Here is a 17,745-nt window from a genome sequence, read left to right as displayed (position 1 = left end):
ACACTGTTACTTTACTCGCATAAGGAGTAAATAAGGAGGATGTAGGCATTGAAAAATAACTGGCCCAAACATTCTATTCTTGTAATTGCAATTGTGGCAACTTGGATAAAAACGTATATTGTGTACCACACGAGCTTTGATATGAAAATCGAGAATATGATGCAACAATTTATTTTATTTATTAACCCATTGAGCTTTTTGCTCCTGATCTATGGAATTTCTTTATTTTATAAAACCAATAAGGCTCGAAATAGACATATAGTAATTACTAGTGTGATACTTTCCATAGTGCTTTATGCAAATGCTGTATTTTATCGCTTTTTCACGGATTTCATAACCATTCCAGTCTTGTTTCAAACAAGTAATTTTGGAGATTTAGGTTCTTCTGCAGCAGCAAGTATCTTCCTTACTGATATTTTCTATTTCACCGATATTGCGATTATTTTAATCGCGATGAAATGGTTAAAAACTAGAGAAAAAGGTACGAGTATTAAACCAGCAACAAGAAGAGCATATTTTGTGCTTTCTGCTGCTATATTATTTTTAAATTTAGGACTTTCTGAAATTGAGAGACCTCAGCTTCTAACAAGAAGTTTTGACAGAGAGATGCTTGTTAAAAATCTTGGCTCATACAATTACCATTTATACGACATTTATATTCAATCCAAGTCCCATGCTCAACGTGCACTTGCAGATGGAAGTGAGTTAGTCGAAGTAAATAACTATGTACGCTCAAATCAAGCAGATCCGAATGAGGAAATGTTTGGCTTAGCTAAAGACAGAAACCTAATTGTTGTTTCTATGGAATCTTTACAGTCGTTTGTTTTAAATAACGAAATGAACGGGCATGAAGTAACACCATTCTTAAACAGTCTAACGAACGATAAAGATACATTTTATTTTTCAAATTTCTATCATCAAACAGGATTAGGGAAAACATCTGATTCAGAGTTTCTTATAGAAAATTCTCTTTATCCTTTAGGTGGCGGTGCGGTATTCTTTACACACGGAGAAAACACATACCACTCAATGGCAGAACGTTTAAATGAGGAAGGTTACTTTACGAACGTCATGCACTCTAACAAGAAAAGCTTTTGGAACCGAGATATGATGTACCAGTCGCTTAATATTCAAAAGTTTTATGATGTAATGAGTTATGATGTAAATGATGAAAACTCAGTAAACTGGGGACTAAAGGATATTCCATTCCTAGAGCAATCTGTAGATTTAATGACAGAAATGCCTGAGCCTTTTTATTCACGTTTAATCACGTTGACGAATCACCATCCATTTACATTGGATGAAGAAGATATGTTAATACCTGAATATGATTCTAATTCTGGAACATTAAATAGATACTTCCAATCCGTTCGTTACATGGATGAATCATTAAAAGTATTCTTTGATGAATTAAAAGAAAAAGGATTATATGATAATTCTATTATTGTGATGTATGGAGACCATTATGGTATTTCTGAAAATCATAATGCTGCAATGTCTAAGTATTTAGGAAAAGAAATCACGCCTTATGAGTCTGCTAAGTTACAAAGCGTTCCTATGTTCGTTCATATCCCAAATAGTGATGCTGGGAAAGAAATTACGGATATTTCCGGTCAAATTGACTTACGTCCAACAATTTTACACTTATTAGGTTTAGAAACGAATAAGGATATGCAATTAGGTGCAGATATTTTCTCTGAGGATCACGAGGAATTTGTTATTTTCCGTAATGGTGGTTTTGTTACAGAAGATTATTTATACACTGCAAACACATGTTATGAGAATGGAACAGGTCTAGAGGTCGAGATGGAAAACTGTCAACCATATGTTGATCGAGCAACACAGGCACTAGGCTATTCCGATAAAATTATCAATGGAGATTTGCTACGATTCTATGATTTAAAGACAGGTAATCTTTTAATTGATGAAACGAAGGATTCAACTGAATAATTTCTTAAAAGCACAGACTAAAAAGTCTGTGCTTTTTTAGCTGATAAATAAACTTCATAAAAATTACTGGCGTCTTTTAGTTAAATCTTAAGCAGTTAGAAAAGTCTTGATTTTATTATGTCCTTTTCAAAATTTAAAGCTAAAAATTATCTAGATAATGTAAAGTGGTGTGACTTTTTATGTTATCCTATAAAATAACGAGTATTATTTTATTGAATTAGCTCATTAGAAAAAGTTAGAGAATAAAATATAAGATGTTTAGTTTTTTTTGAAACAAAATGTAGTTTGAATCGTCTAATGTGTATAGGATGAAGGGGGGAGAATGTTGAAAAAAGCTTTATTATTTATATTTTGTATAATGTTTTTACAGGCCTGCACAGAAACAGAGAAGTCACCAGAAGTTCCCCCTGACGATATCTCCGAGCAGCCCACATCTGCAAATGAAAATGATATCACAAATAATATCCCATCTATTCATTTAGAACGTAACAAATTTCATAGTGTTATTGGTTGGTTATCTGATGATGAAATCTTACTTATATTGGTCGACAAAGGAGAGTGGATTTTAAAATCTTACTCGGTCACTAAAGAAGAATGGAAAGAGATTTATAGAACTAATACACCAGTGATTCAAGGAATGATTCATCCGAGCAAAGAAATGATAGTTTTACATACTTCTATCAATTCCTCCTCAGCTGAGGTGCAATTAATACATATGAACGGTGTAGTGGAGCAAAGCTTGTATTTTGAATCTGCTGAACTGTACATGGATTGGCATCCAACAGATCCAAATTTAATTGCTTTCACTGCTTTTTATGAAGATTGGAGTTATAACAGCGTAGTTTACAATGGACATACGCAAGAAATGGAAGCGATTGATGTAGAGAATCCATTTGTAAAGTGGTTGGACAGCGAGAATTTAATGGTATTCGATTGGAGTGAAACTAGTTTAGATGGAAGTAATCTAAAACAGTATTCTATAGCTGATCATTCCATTAAGGCTACGGAGTGGAGTAATATTATAGATGTACAAAACTTAGGGGATTCTCTAGTCTATATTCAAATAGATGAAGAAAACATGCAATTTAAGTATCACTTAGTGAACAAAAGTAGTGGAAAGAGCTTTGACTGGGTATCTCCAGCCGTAAGTAATTACTCCGAGTGGGTTATACCTACCATATCCATAATCTATCCAAATAGCTTTATTGCCTTCCAAGCGAAAGAAAAGGGAAATAAGGATGAAACAAACGAAAAAAGTACAATAGGTATGTACTCCATAGAAGGGGAAAAACAATATGGGGAAATAATAGAACGACCTATTGACTGCTCGCCAAACGGTATGATTTGTCTTGGTGGATATGAGAAAGAGCAATGGATTAACTTAAATACCTTAAAAGAAGGTAAATGGTTAAATATATTGGAATAGAAAAAGCTGCTATACATTTGTATAGCAGCTTTTTCTGTATGTTTTAGTGTAAGCTTGGTGGAAAGCCTTGGTTGATTACTGTCATAACTGTAAAGAAACCAAAAACTGCAAATGTACCAAAGTTAAATAAAACACTTAGTAAATTTTTTTCTTTGATTGCTTGGTAAGTGCCTATAATAGCTAGCACTGTAACAAGACCAAAAATAACTATTAATAAGTTCATGAAAGACACTCCTTCCGACATATAAAATAAATGTCGCGATTGCATATTCCTCTTCTATTGTAATTGTTATCTGTTCTTTTGTCGAGTAATAAAAGTGGCGAAAGATTGAACAAAGGTAAACAAATCGTTTAATATAGAGAAGAGGTGAAATTATGTTAAATATACGTACATATCCATTAGGTTTTATACAAACGAATTGCTACGTCATTTCCAATGCTAAAAAAGAATGCCTAATTTTTGATCCAGGAGGCAACGGAGAGCAGTTAATTAAGGAGCTAAACAGGCTACATTTAAAACCAATTGCCATACTGCTGACCCATGCTCACTTTGATCATATTGGGGCTGTAGATGACGTAAGAGATGCATATCATATTCCAGTCTATATACATCCTACAGAAAAGACATGGTTAACTAATGCGGAGAAGAATGGTTCTGCTAAATATGCAGAAATCCCAAATATTATTGCTAAAGAAGCCGACGTAATGTTAAACCATGAAGAAAAGATGAGTATTGGTGATTTTGAATTTACCATCTCTCACACACCAGGACATTCTCCAGGCAGCATAACCTATTACTTTGAATCAGATGGCTTTGCAATAGTTGGAGATACGTTATTCCAAAACAGTATAGGTCGTACAGATCTACCTGGTGGTAACGAGAAGCAGCTGTTAAAGTCGATACACACAAAGCTATTAACACTTCCTGTAGAAACTGTAATATATCCTGGGCATGGCCCAGCATCAACTGTTCAAGCAGAAATGGACAGCAATCCATTTTTGAATGGGTTTTAATAAAGACCAAATAAAAAGCAGCCTCCATTATATGTGGAAGCTGCTTTGGACTTTATTAATGTCCACCTGGTACATGTATGAATGTAGTGTAGTATGTAAAACCAGCGAAGAAGAACATTAAGTAAGCCCCGAAGATGTACATATACATACGCTCAGATAGGTTTAAGAACCCTAAAAGAAGGAATAACCCCGTATTTGCTAAAAATAGTAAAGACGCTTCTGTCATATCACCTAAATAAAACATAACTGCAAAAATCCCTGTCCAGAATGCCATTACTTTATACATATTGCCCAATTGTAGTCCCTCCTTTTGCAAAGAATACAAATAATTCTCCTATTCATTATAAATGAAAGTGTTCTTACATGTAAACTGATTATTAAATATCTACATATGAATAACATAAGTTTGTCACAATTAAGATACATCTTCAATTCATTATAGAACTTCGACGTGATATACGCAATTAATACAGTGATTTTGCTTGCTTTCTAACTGGATGAATGAATTCTCTGGGAATAACTTGTCAAACTGACCTTTTAGAAAGGATTCATGTAATAAGCATATAAATTGTGGGTATTTATTTAAAAAATCTTTATAAGGACAATTGAATATAGAAAAAGTGATAACTTTTTTATTGTTCTTTTCCATGATAGTAGGGATATAACCTATAGAGTGGGCAGTTTCCTTTAAAATATCCAGTCTCTCTTCAAAGGACATGCTATCCATTAGTGTATGATTAACCACTTTTTGTCCATTTTGATAAGCGATATCCTTAGCTTTTTCAAGCGCTTCCTCACCCATTGTATCCACTAATTCCAATAGCCATTCAAGCAGTAAATGATTTTCTTGTTTAGGAAAACTTAAATGTATTGGTTCTTCAGCAACAACATAAACTCTTGCTGGCCGACCACCTTTTTCGTTTTTAACGAATTTCGAAGTCAGTAGCTTCGCTTCGTTAAGTTTTGTAAGATGTAGTCTAGCCACATTTGGATGAATACCAAAATGTTGGGCAATTTGCTGTACATTTACTTCCTTATTTTCTTTTATAATATATTGATAGATTGAGTATCTAGTCTCATCTGCCAGGGTACCTGTTAGTTTTAATGTATTGGACAAGTATATCCCACCTTCCATTAATTTTATTATAAGGGAGAATTTAAGAATGACAAACGATATTATCTAATAAACAAAAATTGTGAAAAATCACTTTATTTATTTAGAAATAGGAAGTATACTATGTTTTATAAGCTTCGTGCGGCCAAGCTTGTGACTGGGGAAAGGACGACTAAATGCAGCAAGAAGAAAATGTAGTGGAACAAAGATGCTTCCAACTATTAAAGAAGGCACATCAATTTGGAGCTTCTGATCTTCACATGATTCCCAATGAAGAAAATTACATCTATTATTTCAAGAAGACATCCCAAATGTTCGAGGCGGGTCAGCTGCCATTAAATCTCGGGATTAGAATCATATCATACTTCAAGTTTTTATCCTCTCTTGATATCAGCGAAAAACGAAAACCACAAAGCGGTTCCTTCCAACATATGTTTAACTCACAAAAATTTTCGTTTCGAGTTTCTACCTTACCATCTGTGTATGGAAAGGAAAGCTTAGTCATTCGACTTCAACAGCACGACAATGCAAAAATTATCCACTCGCTTTCCTTATTTAGAGGAGCATCAGACAAAATCGTAGAGCTTGCTAACCAACGACAAGGAATGATTCTATTTGTTGGACCAACTGGCTCAGGTAAGTCTACATCTATGTATTCATTGACAAAATACTGTGCAGAAAATATGAACCGGCATGTCATTTCTTTAGAGGACCCTGTTGAAAATAGCCAATCATATCTACTTCAAATTCAAGTGAATGAGCGTTCAGGTGTTACGTATGCCAAAGGGCTAAAAGCCATCTTAAGGCACTCGCCAGACGTTATTATGATTGGAGAGATAAGAGATGAGGATACGGCTAAAGCGGCAATACAGGCTTCTTTAACGGGCCACTTAGTAGTATCCACGATTCATGCCAAGGACGGATTAGGTGCTTTATATAGACTAATGGATCTTGGTATTAGTATTGATGAATTAAAACAAACGGTAACCGGTGTTGTCACTCAAAGATTGGTAAGTGTAGTAAAAACAAAAAGTCCAGAACTATCTGCCATATATGAAATTATTGCAGATGATGTTTTAGAGGGTGCCTTACTCTCGATAAGTGAAGGAAATACTTTCAAGGTTCCAGTTCCCTTAACTCTTTCGTACCAAATAGAAAGGGGAATCAGGGAAGGTGTTATTAAAATCAATTAAAGATTATCTCCGTAAGAAGGATGAAACCATACACGCTTCTATGCATGCCTCTTTTTTGAAAAGGTTAAGTGAGTTGCTTAATGAGGGATATACATTTCATGAAGCGATTACTATGTTATTACCATTTCATGTGAAGAACATACATGTGGTACAAACGAAAGTGACGGACATACAAAAAAGAGGGCTTGGTGTAATAGAAGTATTTAGGGTGCTGGGTTTTCCTAATCGTTTACTTCTTCCTATTTATTTGGCATCCCAGCATGGACATTTAGCAGAGACAACAGAAGTTTTAGCTGTTAACTCTGCTTTCAATGAACAAGCAAGAAAACGTTTGAAAAACCTCTTGTTATATCCCTTATTTTTGTTTGTCATAATATTTTTGTTGTTCTCTGTTTTTCGAATTTACTTTATTCCCAATATGGAAACCTTGCTTTCTAAAAACTCCGCCCAATCTGACAGTTCCCTAGCATTAACCAATACCCTACTAAACCTTCCTAACATCTTTATAGTTTCTCTCTTCTCTATGATATTACTCTGTCTAGTTCTATGGCTCCTGCTTAGAAGGAAAAGTATGGAGATTAAAATTATATTCTTTAAACGAACTCCCATTTTGAATAGTTGGTTTCGTTTACTAGTGACCAGAATATTCTCTAGGGAGATAGGGGTACTTCTAGAGAGTGGTATGTCTCTTCAAGAATCCTTTACTGCTTTAATCCACCAAAAAGAAAATAAAATACTGCAGTACATTGTATTTCAAATGAACGAAAAAGTAATTTATGGCTCCTCATTTTCAGAAGGTGTCATACTAGTGGATTGTTTTACTGATGATTTTCATCAATTTATTGTTCATGGAGAAAATAATGGCTACCTAGGCAAAGAACTTACACTTTATAGTGACTTTATAAACAAGCGCGTAGAGGAAAAACTATCCCGTTACTTAAGTATTATTCAACCTTTGATGTTCTTAATACTTGCAGTTTTTATAGTGGGTGCTTATTTGGCAATCTTACTACCAGTATATGAAATGATTAATATAATTTAAAGGAGCTAATCAAATGAAAAACTTATTAAAATCTAATAGAGGTTTTACTTTAATTGAAATGATGATTGTACTGCTAATTATATCTGTACTAATATTAATCTCGATTCCAAATGTCACAAAGCATTCAGCAAATATTGATAAGAAGGGCTGTGCAGCCTACATTAAAATGGTTGAAGGACAAGTGCAAGCCTATAAGATAGATAATAATAAAACTCCTTTACTTTCAGATTTAACTGTAGATGAATATTTGGGAGCAAATAATAAAAGTTGTCCTAACGGGGATGAAATTGATATTGAAAATGGAAAAGTGATTATTAAGGAAGTAGCTAATGGAGGAAATTAAAAAACAAGCTGGATTTACTTTGATCGAGACTACATTAATGCTAATGATTGTTATGGTAATTAGCTCTGCGGTTATTTATGGAACGTCTAATAAAGTAATCGAGCTAGAGGAAAAAAGATTTTTTCGCCAATTTCAGTTAGATGTGCAACGAGCGCAAGCTCTGGCGTTAAGTCAGGAGCAATATATCGTTTTAAAATTTGGAAACAAAGGAACAAGCTATTCCACGACAAACTCGAATATAACTTTATTTGAAAATAGGCTGCCTTCACATATTAGTTTATCGGAGGACAGTAAATTAAAGGAAGTTATTTTTCTGCCAAGTGGTATGGTTAGAAATTTTGGGAGCTTTGCTTTCTTGACTTCAAAAGAAACGAAACTAGTTACTGTGCATATTGGTACTGGTAAATTAGCGTATGAACAATAAGGGATTCTCTTGGGCAGAGACCATATTAACTTTATTTATTACTTTTATGATTGCTACAATACTTCTACCTTTACTCACAAATATGAATGTGAAGCTTGAAGACAAAAAGAGAAAATACCACTCGGCGATCGTCATGAATGAAGCAGCTAAATTATTCGTGACAGAAAATATAAAAAACGGATCTCTTACTATAGAAAGTGTAACGTTTAACTTTCAAATTGATGAACAACAGGTTTGTGTAGAATATGAAGGTGTGAGAGGAGAGATGAATAACTGTATAGAGATCTCATCGGTAAATTAAGAAAGCAAAATGGTTATACTTTTATCGATGGTATTTTACAACTATCGGTATTTATTATCTTTGCTCAAATAATGGTGCTAATAATGTGGTCGTTATATACGACTGAAAAAAAGGTGACGGATCCACAAGAAGTGGAATGGGGTTTATTCATACAATACGTGGAAGCTTACCTAAATAATGTAGACAGTATCATGGTCCAAAAAAGCCAGCCAGGAATCCGTTTTATAAAAGAAGGGGAAGAGTTTGATGTAGAATACGCATCAAACGTAATTCGAAAACAAAAGAATAGATTGGGGAACGAGCCTCTCCTCTTAAATGTACAAGCACTTAAAGTTAGTATGGAAGGACAAAATATTACATTCTTCGTCACTTTTTTTAATGGTCAACAGAAGGAGCACACCATGTATGTTACGTATTCTAAATGAGCAAAAAGGTGCTTTGCTACTAGCTTCCACCATCCTACTTTCCATTGTCTGTTTTTCCATTCTCACCATTACTGCCGCATACCAATCTAAATATCGAACGTATGATTTGTTGGAAATCCGTCATATTAGTGATACTATCAATAAAATGAGTATTTTTATTGATCAAGAAAATAATCCTGGTATGTAGTGAGTTGATGAAAAATGTACAAGATCTATTTAGTAGGCTTTATGGGGAGCGGTAAGAGCGCTGTCGGAAGAAGGCTGAGCTACCATTTAAAAATGCCTTACTATGATATGGATAAAGAAATTGTCAAAAAACAGAAAATGTCGATACCTGAAATATTTGAGCAGCACGGTGAGGCATATTTTAGGAAATTAGAGACGGAGTTTTTGCAAACCTTTCGAAATGAATCTTGTATTATTTCTACGGGTGGTGGTGTAGCCACACTTGAACGGAATATTAAAATTATGAGAAATAATGGACTAGTTTTATTTTTAGACGCAACATTCGAAGATATTTGGATGCGTATAAAAACGGATAAAAATAGGCCAATCGTTCAAAGGAGTACGAAGGAAGAATTACAGCAACTTTATAATACGCGGAGAAGAAGCTACAAAAAGGCTGCTCATATTACTATTAGAACCGAAAACAGGCATATTCGACAAATAACAGAATACGCAGGATTTCAAGTAAATCGACTCAAAGGCGAATGATTTATCAATTTCTTTAAATATTCGTTCGTCTTTAGATAGTTTTTGTAAAAATGATTGCGCTCTCTTATGTTCAATGTTAGGATATAGACAAAGCTAGTGATATTTCTATATTTAGCGGATGATTATACGGGGAGAGAACGCATCACTGCGTCGCCGAAGGAGCAAGTAATTATTTATGAATCTCTCAGGCAAATGGACTCGTATAGGACGCAACTCTGGAGAGTGCTTTCAAAGTTAAGTGGAAAGCCACCAAAGGGGAAAGCCAACTTATGGTAAACTTTCAGGTGCCAGGACAGAGAACCCTTGTTAAGTTAAAGGGGGTTTTCTGTCCTTTTTGTGATTTTTAAACCATGTACCTTTAATGCCCTATGCTTTTTCTACCTATTTAAAGGAGGAATTTAAATTGTCAGAACAGTTAAAACGAACGCCGTTGTATGATGTCTATTCATCGCATGGAGGAAAAACAATCGATTTTGGTGGCTGGGAATTACCTGTTCAGTTTTCAAGTATTAAGGAAGAGCACGAAGCTGTTCGTACGAAGGCTGGATTGTTTGATGTTTCCCATATGGGAGAAATTTTCGTAAGTGGGCCACAAAGTGAAAACTACATACAAGGTTTAGTTACCAATGACATTTCTAAATTAGTTAATGGTCAAGCACAGTATAATGTCATGTGTTATAAAGACGGCGGAATTGTTGACGACCTATTGGTTTATAAGCTAGAGGATCAGCATTATTTATTGGTTGTGAATGCTGGTAATATAGAAAAAGATTTTGAGTGGATGAAAGAAAATCTTATAGAAGATGTTGAGTTAAATAATAGCTCCAATGACTATGGACTATTAGCTTTGCAAGGTCCAAAGGCACAAGAAATTCTTCAAAAGTTAACGACACAGGATTTAGCAGAAATTAAATTTTTCCGCTTTAAAGATAAAGTAGAAGTCGCTGGCAAAGAAGTAATCGTATCAAGAACTGGTTATACGGGAGAAGATGGTTTTGAAATCTATGCATCTAGTAATGATCTAACAGATTTATGGAGCAGCATACTAGAGGCAGGTAAAGATGAAGGATTACTTCCATGTGGGCTTGGAGCTCGAGACACATTACGCTTTGAAGCTTGCCTACCATTATATGGCCAAGAATTATCTAAAGATATTACGCCATTAGAAGCAGGGCTTGGATTCGTAGTGAAACTGAATAAAGAGCAGGATTTTAATGGGAAGTCAGTATTGGTAGAACAAAAAGAAAATGGTGTTCCGAGAAAGAGTATTGGGATCGAAATGATTGATAAAGGAATTCCACGTACTGGTTATCCAGTATACAAAGATGGAGTTCAAATTGGTTTTGTTACTACCGGTACGCAATCACCTACATCTAAAAAGAATATCGGTCTAGCTTTAATTGACGCAACATTTGCTGAAATCGGACAGGAACTTGAAATTGAAATACGTAACAAACGATTAAAAGCAGTAACTGTAGCTACTCCGTTTTATAAAAGAGAAAAATAAGACAAAGAAAGAGGTTGTCCATTGATGAAGCAGCATCGTTATTTACCAATGACTGAACAAGATCAAAAAGAAATGTTAGACGTAATCGGCATTTCTTCTATTGATGAATTGTTTGCAGATATCCCAGAAAAGGTTCGTTTTAAAGGGGAATATAATATTAAACCTGCTAAAGCAGAATCTGCTCTTCTTAAGGAATTAAGCCAGCTAGCTGCTAAAAATGCAGATAGTAGACAATATGCGTCTTTCTTAGGTGCTGGAGTATATGATCATTTCAAGCCTATCATTGTGGATCATGTTATTTCACGTTCTGAATTTTATACAGCTTATACACCATATCAACCCGAGATTTCTCAAGGGGAGCTTCAAGCTATTTTTGAATTCCAAACGATGATTTGCGAATTGACTGGAATGGATCTTGCAAACTCCTCTATGTATGACGGAGGTACTGCGCTTGCAGAAGCGGGTAACCTTGCAGCAGGACACACAAAGCGCAAGAAGTTAGTTGTTTCTGAGGCGATCCATCCGGAGTATATTGATGTAGTGAAGGTTTATGCAAAGGGTCAAAATGTAGATGTAGTTACTGTACCGATGAAAGATGGGGTTACAGACGTAGTTAAGCTAGAAGAAGCAGTCGATGAAGATACAGCAGCAGTTATGGTTCAATATCCTAACTTCTTCGGTCAAATTGAAGACCTAGCAAAAATTGAACAAGTTACACATGAGAAAAAAGCGTTGTTCGTTGTTTCAGCTAATCCACTTGCATTAGGTGCTTTAACGCCACCTGGTAAGTTCGGTGCGGATATTACAGTTGGGGATGCTCAGCCTTTTGGTATTGCGGAAGCATTTGGTGGACCACATTGTGGTTACTTCGCGGTAACTTCTAAGCTGATGCGTAAGGTCCCTGGTCGTCTTGTTGGAGAAACAACAGATGAGGAAGGTCGCCGTGGTTTTGTGTTAACACTACAAGCGCGTGAACAGCACATTCGTCGTGACAAAGCTACTTCTAATATCTGTTCTAACCAAGCATTAAATGCACTTGCTGCATCTGTAGCGATGACGGCACTTGGTAAAAAAGGTGTAAAAGAAATGGCTATTCAAAATATAACGAAGACTCACTATGCAAAGCTAGCATTTGAAAAAGCTGGTTTTGAAGTACCTTTCCAAGGAGCTCATTTTAATGAAATCGTCGTGAAAGTGAATGGCTCAGTAGCTGCTGCAAATAGTAAGCTTTTAGAAAAAGGTATCATTGGTGGATTTGATTTGGGTCGTATTAACTCGGATCTGAAAAACCACGTATTAATTGCAGTAACAGAACAACGCACTAAAGAAGAAATAGATGCACTCGTGCAAGAAATGGGGGCTCTTTATGCATAAGGACAATCAACCACTAATTTTTGAAATAACAAAAGAAGGTCGAGTAGGATATAGCCTACCGGAGCTAGATGTTCCAGAAGTAGATTTGTCATCCATATTGCCTGCAGGAATGTTACGTGAAGAAGAGGCAGAGCTTCCAGAAGTATCTGAGCTTGACATTATGCGTCACTATACAGCTTTATCTAACAGAAACCATGGTGTGGATACAGGATTCTATCCACTTGGTTCTTGTACAATGAAATACAATCCCAAAATTAATGAATCTGTTGCAAGATTCCCTGGATTTGCAAACATTCACCCACTTCAAGAAGAGTCAACTGTTCAAGGTGCAATGGAACTGTTATATGAACTACAAACATCTCTAGTTGAAATAACTGGTATGGATGAGGTTACACTTCAACCAGCAGCTGGTGCCCACGGTGAGTGGACAGCGCTGATGATGATTCGTGCTTTCCATGAATCAAATGGGGACACACAACGTACGAAGGTAATTGTACCTGACTCTGCGCATGGTACAAATCCAGCATCTGCAACAGTAGCAGGGTTTGAAACTATTACTGTTAAGTCTAATGAGGACGGCTTAGTAGACTTAGAGGATCTACGTCGTGTTGCTGGGCCAGATACAGCTGCCTTGATGCTTACTAACCCTAACACGTTAGGTTTATTTGAAGAACATATCCTAGAGCTAGCAGAAATCATTCACGGGGTAGGCGGTAAGCTTTATTACGATGGTGCCAACTTAAATGCCGTTATGTCTAAAGCGCGACCTGGAGATATGGGCTTTGACTGTGTTCATTTAAACTTGCATAAGACGTTTACTGGCCCTCATGGTGGTGGAGGTCCGGGCTCTGGACCAGTTGGAGTGAAAGCGGATCTGATTCCTTTCCTTCCAAGTCCAGTTCTTGTAAAAGAAGATAACAAATATACGTTTGACTATAACCGTCCACAATCTATTGGCCGAGTGAAACCGTTCTACGGTAACTTTGGTATCAATGTGCGTGCGTACACATATATTCGTTCTATGGGTCCAGATGGTCTAAAGGCAGTAACAGAATACGCTGTGTTAAATGCTAACTATATGATGAGACGCTTGGAAGCTTATTACGACCTTCCATACAACCGTCATTGTAAGCATGAATTCGTATTAAGTGGACGTCGTCAGAAGAAATTAGGCGTTCGTACATTAGATATGGCTAAGCGTCTGTTAGACTTTGGTTATCATCCACCAACAATCTACTTCCCATTGAACGTAGAAGAAGGCATGATGATTGAGCCGACTGAAACAGAATCCAAAGAAACGTTAGATGCATTCTGTGATGCAATGATTCAAATTGCTAAAGAGGTTGAAGAAAACCCAGAAATCGTTCAAAATGCACCACATACAACCGTGATCAATCGTTTAGACGAAACAAAAGCTGCACGTAAGCCAGTACTTCGATACACTAAAGCATAATGAAAAGTGCGATCCTTAAGGGTCGCACTTTTTTTTTACGTTTTTAATGAAATACGAATGAAAAAAAGAAACGGTTACTTTCATATGCTTTCTAACAATTTAAAATAAACCGGTTATAAATTTATGTGAACGGTGATAAATCTCCACGAACGGTCATAAATTCACCTGAACGGTCATAAATCTATTCAAACGATTATAAAAGTTAATTGAACGGTCATAAATCTTCATTAGCGGTTATAAATATATGTTTTCCGCACTTCATTCTTTTTTTGAAACTAATTCACTATTTTTTTCGTACCAATAATAAAAGTTAAAGGCGAAAGGAAGATATAATCATGAACCTAGAAGAGTATAAAAAGCGAGCGGCAGCGCAAGAGGATTGGTCACCAGGATGGGATGCAATCGATAGAGTTTTTGAGGAGCTTTATCCAAACCAAGAACCTGCTCATTTTGGGACAGACCTACATGCTCGGGCTTGGTTAGGTGGGGATCAATATATTGATGGATATAGTATTTATCAGTCACCTAATGGGTACAAGCATATGGTGACTTATGGGATGACCGACTTGTATGTGAATGATCAATCGTTCGGTGGTAAATGGAGTGGCTGGGGATATGAAATGACGATTAAATTGGCAGAGGAAAATGTAGAGGATTGTTTATGGGCAGTATCCATGCTTTCTAATCTTGCCAGCTATACATATACGCAGAAAAAACCTTTTGAGCCATTTCAGTATGTTGCTGGTAATGGGGGTTCCATCCATATTGGAGTAGACTCTGCGATTACAGCGTTGCTTGTTATAGATGATCCAGAGCTTACAGGGATAGATAGTGTTCATGGTAGAGTTGACTTTCTTCAAGTGGTTGGAATCACCCAAAGGGAATTAGAATTATTAATAGAGGATCCAAGTAACGTCGTGCTTCTTTCGGAGAGAATGAAAAAAGATAACCCTTACTTCATTACTGATATGAAAAGAACAAAGTCGTATATTTGATATACCGAGTCAACTATAAAAGTAGCAATTTACCATTAAATTTCTTTAGAGGTAAGAGAGGATTCTAGTGGGATGAGAATGTTAAGTGCTACAGCCTTACGAGCGACAGCGACTGGTGGTGTTTTATCAGTTAACCACCGGAATTGCATCCTCCAATATCAAAGAGGAAAAAGATAATTTATGAATAAAAACAAATATTTAACATATTTGAAACTTTTACCTAAATAGGTTCGTATACCCTTATAGAGCGATAGAAGAGGTCTACCTAGGGGGAACAATATGTACAGATGGATTAATTTATTAGGTAAATTTCTTTTAGGTATTATTGGGATTGTTTTAATTAGCTGCGTTCCCATCGTCTTGTTTCAAGTAGGTAGCCTCTTTGACTTTTCTTTCTATTTACGAACAATTTTTGAGGTATGTAAAAGCTTGTTTTTACCGTCTGAATGGCATCTTAGCTATCTAGTAATGCAAACAATGGAGATTATTCCGATTAGCATATCGGAATACTTGAAGGGCCCTTATTTATATTCTATGACGATACTGATAGTCTCTTTGTTGTTTTCCTTGTTTTTTTCATTTATATTGGCTATTTTTACGACTATTTCAAATGGTCCGGTCCAAAAGCTTTTACTACAATTTGCAAATATACTAACTGCGATTCCTGATTTTGCATACATATTTCTTATCCAACTAGCCGTAGTACAACTGTATACGATGACAGGTTTACGAATTCTTTCTTTTTATAGCTTAGGGGGAGAGAGGGTTTATGCGGCTCCTGTCATTTGCCTATCGGTGATACCAGCCATTTTGTTTTATAAGTTATTGGTGCTTTTATTTAAACAAGAGCTGGACCAGCCATATGTAGAGCTTGCTAGATCCAAGGGGCTTTCTAATGTCGAGGTGCTGATTAAGCACTGTACCCGTAATGTTCTGCAGAGTGTCTTCTTTCAATCAAAATCAATCGTCTGGCTCACATTGTCCTCCTTGTTCATAGTAGAGTATCTTTTTGGGATAGAAGGGATTCTACACTATTTAACGAATGATTTTAGTCCAAAGGGTATTACTTTCATCTTACTATCGATATTCATACCATTTTTTCTATTCTATTCGATTGTTGAGAATCTGGTTAAACGGGGTCGACTGGAAAAAGCGTTATGTTTGAAGGGTTGCGAGTTCCGCTCATAGATCGATTTCAGTGGAAAGCATTTTTTCGATACAAAACTAAGGCACATACACGGAGATTCAATATTTTCTCCAGACAACGTGTGAATATCACAATTCCTGCATTAATAATTGTTGGACTATTCAGTGTGTCCGTCGCCTATTATTTTATCTTTCATGACGATGTAGAGCAGGTAAATTTTTTATATGACGAGAACGGTAGCCTTATCGGAAGGCCACCACTGCCTCCATCTACTAGTATTATTTTTGGTACAGATCCATATGGATATTCTATTCTTCAGCAACTGCTTGTTGGAACAAAATATACAATTGGTATGACTGTATTAATTGCTACGATCAGAGTAGGCGGAGGATATTTACTAGGAATTCTATATGCATTCTTTTTGAACGAAAGATGGAGAAAGGTAATAAATAGTATCGCCGATGGTATGCACTTTTTACCATTAACATTATTAATGTTTATTTTACTTTTACCAATTTTAACCATTTCAACAAGTGGATTAGAAACAAGCTTAGGAGAAAGGCTTTTTATCCAAGCTTTGATCATGTCCGTGTTAGTCCTTCCCATAACTACTAGTCTTATAGGGAATGAAATGAATGAGGCAATAAAAAAAGAATATGTGCAAAGTTCAGCTGTAATGGGCGGGTCATTAATATGGGTTATTCTGAAGCATATCAACCCCCAAATAGGAAGAAAACTTTGGTTATATTGGTCTCAGCATGTAGTACAAGTACTTCAAACATTAGTACATTTAGGGGTTTTATCTATTTTTGTCGGAGGAGCGATAAGCTTTCCAGATAGTGCGAGACTTTCTCCAGTCATTTACGAATTATCTGGAATGATATCTATTGCAAAGGAAGTATTTTTAACGAGACAACTATGGCTGATTCTACCACCATTAGCTATATTTATGCTTCTTATCTTTTGCTTTCAGAAGATAGCAGAGGGCTTCACAGAAAAAGAAATGCAGTTAGGTATACAAAAGAAACGGCGGGAGTTTAAATGGCTTTATATTACAAGGAAGATGGGGAACAAAATGAACAAATAATACTCTTTCTACATGGCGGAGGAGTAGGAGGCTGGATGTGGGACGAACAGGTACAGTACTTTAAAGGAAAATATCATTGTATAGTACCTGATCTCCCAGGTCATGGTCGTGAGGGCACTGAAAAAGTGCCTTTAAAACGTTTAGATGTAGAGTATGAATGCAGGTTCTGTTCATCTTCTACTATTTTCTGAATCCATGTCTTTCCGTTCCGAGCGGATGCTTTCCAGGGGGCGGCC

Annotated in this window: 21 protein-coding genes and 1 riboswitch; of the genes, 18 read left to right on the top strand and 3 right to left on the bottom strand. The window is 36.0% G+C overall.

Translation table 11 applies throughout. The annotated features are described in order from the left end of the window. The first annotated feature begins 48 nt into the window (after positions 1 to 48). Both M3627_RS10065 and M3627_RS10060 read left to right on the top strand, forming a co-directional pair. Positions 49 to 1,950, top strand: coding sequence for an LTA synthase family protein (locus M3627_RS10065; protein WP_169358106.1), 1,902 nt, complete (start codon positions 49 to 51; stop codon positions 1,948 to 1,950). A 325-nt stretch (positions 1,951 to 2,275) separates the two neighbouring features. Then, on the top strand, positions 2,276 to 3,376 hold the full coding sequence (locus M3627_RS10060) for a YqgU-like beta propeller domain-containing protein (protein ID WP_251555543.1): 1,101 nt from the start codon (positions 2,276 to 2,278) through the stop codon (positions 3,374 to 3,376). Positions 3,377 to 3,419: 43 nt separating this feature from the next. Here the strand turns inward: M3627_RS10060 and M3627_RS10055 are convergent, their stop codons facing one another. Further along, positions 3,420 to 3,599, bottom strand: coding sequence for a DUF2759 domain-containing protein (locus tag M3627_RS10055; RefSeq protein WP_169358108.1), 180 nt, complete (start codon positions 3,597 to 3,599; stop codon positions 3,420 to 3,422). A 152-nt stretch (positions 3,600 to 3,751) separates the two neighbouring features. Here M3627_RS10055 and M3627_RS10050 point away from each other — a divergent pair, with 152 nt between their 5' ends. Then, on the top strand, positions 3,752 to 4,390 hold the full coding sequence (locus tag M3627_RS10050) for an MBL fold metallo-hydrolase (RefSeq protein WP_251555534.1): 639 nt from the start codon (positions 3,752 to 3,754) through the stop codon (positions 4,388 to 4,390). A 55-nt stretch (positions 4,391 to 4,445) separates the two neighbouring features. On the opposite strand, the gene M3627_RS10045 is transcribed toward M3627_RS10050, so the two are convergent. Together M3627_RS10045 and M3627_RS10040 are read right to left on the bottom strand one after the other, a co-directional pair. After that, positions 4,446 to 4,685 (bottom strand): DUF2626 family protein, encoded by a 240-nt coding sequence (locus M3627_RS10045; protein ID WP_169358110.1) that lies wholly within the window; start codon positions 4,683 to 4,685, stop codon positions 4,446 to 4,448. A gap of 141 nt (positions 4,686 to 4,826) precedes the next feature. After that, positions 4,827 to 5,507, bottom strand: a complete 681-nt coding sequence (locus tag M3627_RS10040; RefSeq protein WP_251555532.1) for a helix-turn-helix transcriptional regulator — start codon at positions 5,505 to 5,507, stop codon at positions 4,827 to 4,829. Positions 5,508 to 5,680: 173 nt separating this feature from the next. Here M3627_RS10040 and comGA point away from each other — a divergent pair, with 173 nt between their 5' ends. From comGA to M3627_RS09965, 15 genes are all read left to right on the top strand, one after another. After that, positions 5,681 to 6,697: a competence type IV pilus ATPase ComGA gene (gene comGA, locus M3627_RS10035; protein WP_169358112.1), complete on the top strand. Its 1,017-nt coding sequence runs from the start codon at positions 5,681 to 5,683 to the stop codon at positions 6,695 to 6,697. Next, complete coding sequence (gene comGB, locus M3627_RS10030) at positions 6,678 to 7,739, top strand: competence type IV pilus assembly protein ComGB (RefSeq protein WP_251555530.1); 1,062 nt, start codon at positions 6,678 to 6,680, stop codon at positions 7,737 to 7,739. Before comGA ends, comGB begins: the two co-directional genes overlap by 20 nt. A 13-nt stretch (positions 7,740 to 7,752) precedes the next feature. Then, on the top strand, positions 7,753 to 8,082 hold the full coding sequence (comGC, locus tag M3627_RS10025) for a competence type IV pilus major pilin ComGC (RefSeq protein WP_169358114.1): 330 nt from the start codon (positions 7,753 to 7,755) through the stop codon (positions 8,080 to 8,082). Continuing rightward, positions 8,069 to 8,506 carry a competence type IV pilus minor pilin ComGD gene (gene comGD / locus M3627_RS10020; RefSeq protein ID WP_251555528.1) on the top strand — a complete coding sequence of 146 codons (438 nt, stop codon included), beginning with the start codon at positions 8,069 to 8,071 and terminating at the stop codon, positions 8,504 to 8,506. Before comGC ends, comGD begins: the two co-directional genes overlap by 14 nt. Positions 8,507 to 8,588: 82 nt before the next feature. Continuing rightward, positions 8,589 to 8,807, top strand: a complete 219-nt coding sequence (locus tag M3627_RS10015) for a hypothetical protein (RefSeq protein WP_251555526.1) — start codon at positions 8,589 to 8,591, stop codon at positions 8,805 to 8,807. Further along, positions 8,780 to 9,232 carry a competence type IV pilus minor pilin ComGF gene (gene comGF, locus M3627_RS10010; RefSeq protein WP_277347063.1) on the top strand — a complete coding sequence of 151 codons (453 nt, stop codon included), beginning with the start codon at positions 8,780 to 8,782 and terminating at the stop codon, positions 9,230 to 9,232. Before M3627_RS10015 ends, comGF begins: the two co-directional genes overlap by 28 nt. Then, positions 9,213 to 9,419: a hypothetical protein gene (locus tag M3627_RS10005; protein ID WP_169358118.1), complete on the top strand. Its 207-nt coding sequence runs from the start codon at positions 9,213 to 9,215 to the stop codon at positions 9,417 to 9,419. Before comGF ends, M3627_RS10005 begins: the two co-directional genes overlap by 20 nt. Positions 9,420 to 9,433: 14 nt before the next feature. Then, a complete protein-coding gene (locus M3627_RS10000; RefSeq protein WP_169358119.1) occupies positions 9,434 to 9,946 on the top strand; it encodes a shikimate kinase in 513 nt (170 codons plus the stop codon). Positions 9,947 to 10,064: 118 nt separating this feature from the next. Further along, positions 10,065 to 10,156: riboswitch (glycine riboswitch) on the top strand. A gap of 193 nt (positions 10,157 to 10,349) precedes the next feature. Continuing rightward, entirely contained in the window at positions 10,350 to 11,453 is a 1,104-nt protein-coding gene (gene gcvT / locus M3627_RS09995) for a glycine cleavage system aminomethyltransferase GcvT (protein WP_483315285.1), read from the top strand. 24 nt (positions 11,454 to 11,477) lie between these two features. Continuing rightward, positions 11,478 to 12,827, top strand: coding sequence for an aminomethyl-transferring glycine dehydrogenase subunit GcvPA (gene gcvPA, locus M3627_RS09990; RefSeq protein ID WP_251555616.1), 1,350 nt, complete (start codon positions 11,478 to 11,480; stop codon positions 12,825 to 12,827). After that, entirely contained in the window at positions 12,820 to 14,280 is a 1,461-nt protein-coding gene (gene gcvPB, locus M3627_RS09985) for an aminomethyl-transferring glycine dehydrogenase subunit GcvPB (protein ID WP_169358121.1), read from the top strand. Before gcvPA ends, gcvPB begins: the two co-directional genes overlap by 8 nt. Positions 14,281 to 14,615: 335 nt before the next feature. After that, positions 14,616 to 15,275 (top strand): suppressor of fused domain protein, encoded by a 660-nt coding sequence (locus M3627_RS09980; RefSeq protein ID WP_169358122.1) that lies wholly within the window; start codon positions 14,616 to 14,618, stop codon positions 15,273 to 15,275. Positions 15,276 to 15,554: 279 nt separating this feature from the next. Beyond that, a complete protein-coding gene (locus M3627_RS09975; RefSeq protein ID WP_251555503.1) occupies positions 15,555 to 16,463 on the top strand; it encodes an ABC transporter permease subunit in 909 nt (302 codons plus the stop codon). A gap of 80 nt (positions 16,464 to 16,543) precedes the next feature. Next, complete coding sequence (locus tag M3627_RS09970) at positions 16,544 to 17,509, top strand: ABC transporter permease subunit (protein WP_251555500.1); 966 nt, start codon at positions 16,544 to 16,546, stop codon at positions 17,507 to 17,509. Continuing rightward, on the top strand, positions 17,464 to 17,700 hold the full coding sequence (locus M3627_RS09965; RefSeq protein ID WP_251555498.1) for an alpha/beta fold hydrolase: 237 nt from the start codon (positions 17,464 to 17,466) through the stop codon (positions 17,698 to 17,700). Before M3627_RS09970 ends, M3627_RS09965 begins: the two co-directional genes overlap by 46 nt. The last annotated feature ends 45 nt before the right edge of the window (positions 17,701 to 17,745 follow it).

The sequence above is a fragment of the Psychrobacillus sp. MER TA 171 genome, assembly GCF_023713305.1.
GTDB lineage: Bacteria > Bacillota > Bacilli > Bacillales_A > Planococcaceae > Psychrobacillus.
The sequence above is the reverse complement of the archived record's forward strand: the minus strand, read 5'-3'. Positions and strand labels throughout refer to the sequence as shown.

What these genes read in the sequence shown, in the direction of transcription:
- M3627_RS10055 (WP_169358108.1), bottom strand. Translation starts at nt 3,599, where the DNA reads ATGAACTTATTAATAGTTATTTTTGGTCTTGTTACAGTGCTAGCTATT.
- M3627_RS10050 (WP_251555534.1), top strand. Translation starts at nt 3,752, where the DNA reads ATGTTAAATATACGTACATATCCATTAGGTTTTATACAAACGAATTGC.
- comGA (WP_169358112.1), top strand. Translation starts at nt 5,681, where the DNA reads ATGCAGCAAGAAGAAAATGTAGTGGAACAAAGATGCTTCCAACTATTA.
- comGC (WP_169358114.1), top strand. Translation starts at nt 7,753, where the DNA reads ATGAAAAACTTATTAAAATCTAATAGAGGTTTTACTTTAATTGAAATG.
- comGD (WP_251555528.1), top strand. Translation starts at nt 8,069, where the DNA reads ATGGAGGAAATTAAAAAACAAGCTGGATTTACTTTGATCGAGACTACA.
- M3627_RS10015 (WP_251555526.1), top strand. Translation starts at nt 8,589, where the DNA reads ATGAATGTGAAGCTTGAAGACAAAAAGAGAAAATACCACTCGGCGATC.
- M3627_RS10005 (WP_169358118.1), top strand. Translation starts at nt 9,213, where the DNA reads ATGTTACGTATTCTAAATGAGCAAAAAGGTGCTTTGCTACTAGCTTCC.
- M3627_RS10000 (WP_169358119.1), top strand. Translation starts at nt 9,434, where the DNA reads ATGTACAAGATCTATTTAGTAGGCTTTATGGGGAGCGGTAAGAGCGCT.
- gcvPA (WP_251555616.1), top strand. Translation starts at nt 11,478, where the DNA reads ATGAAGCAGCATCGTTATTTACCAATGACTGAACAAGATCAAAAAGAA.
- gcvPB (WP_169358121.1), top strand. Translation starts at nt 12,820, where the DNA reads ATGCATAAGGACAATCAACCACTAATTTTTGAAATAACAAAAGAAGGT.
- M3627_RS09980 (WP_169358122.1), top strand. Translation starts at nt 14,616, where the DNA reads ATGAACCTAGAAGAGTATAAAAAGCGAGCGGCAGCGCAAGAGGATTGG.
- M3627_RS09975 (WP_251555503.1), top strand. Translation starts at nt 15,555, where the DNA reads ATGTACAGATGGATTAATTTATTAGGTAAATTTCTTTTAGGTATTATT.
- M3627_RS09965 (WP_251555498.1), top strand. Translation starts at nt 17,464, where the DNA reads ATGGCTTTATATTACAAGGAAGATGGGGAACAAAATGAACAAATAATA.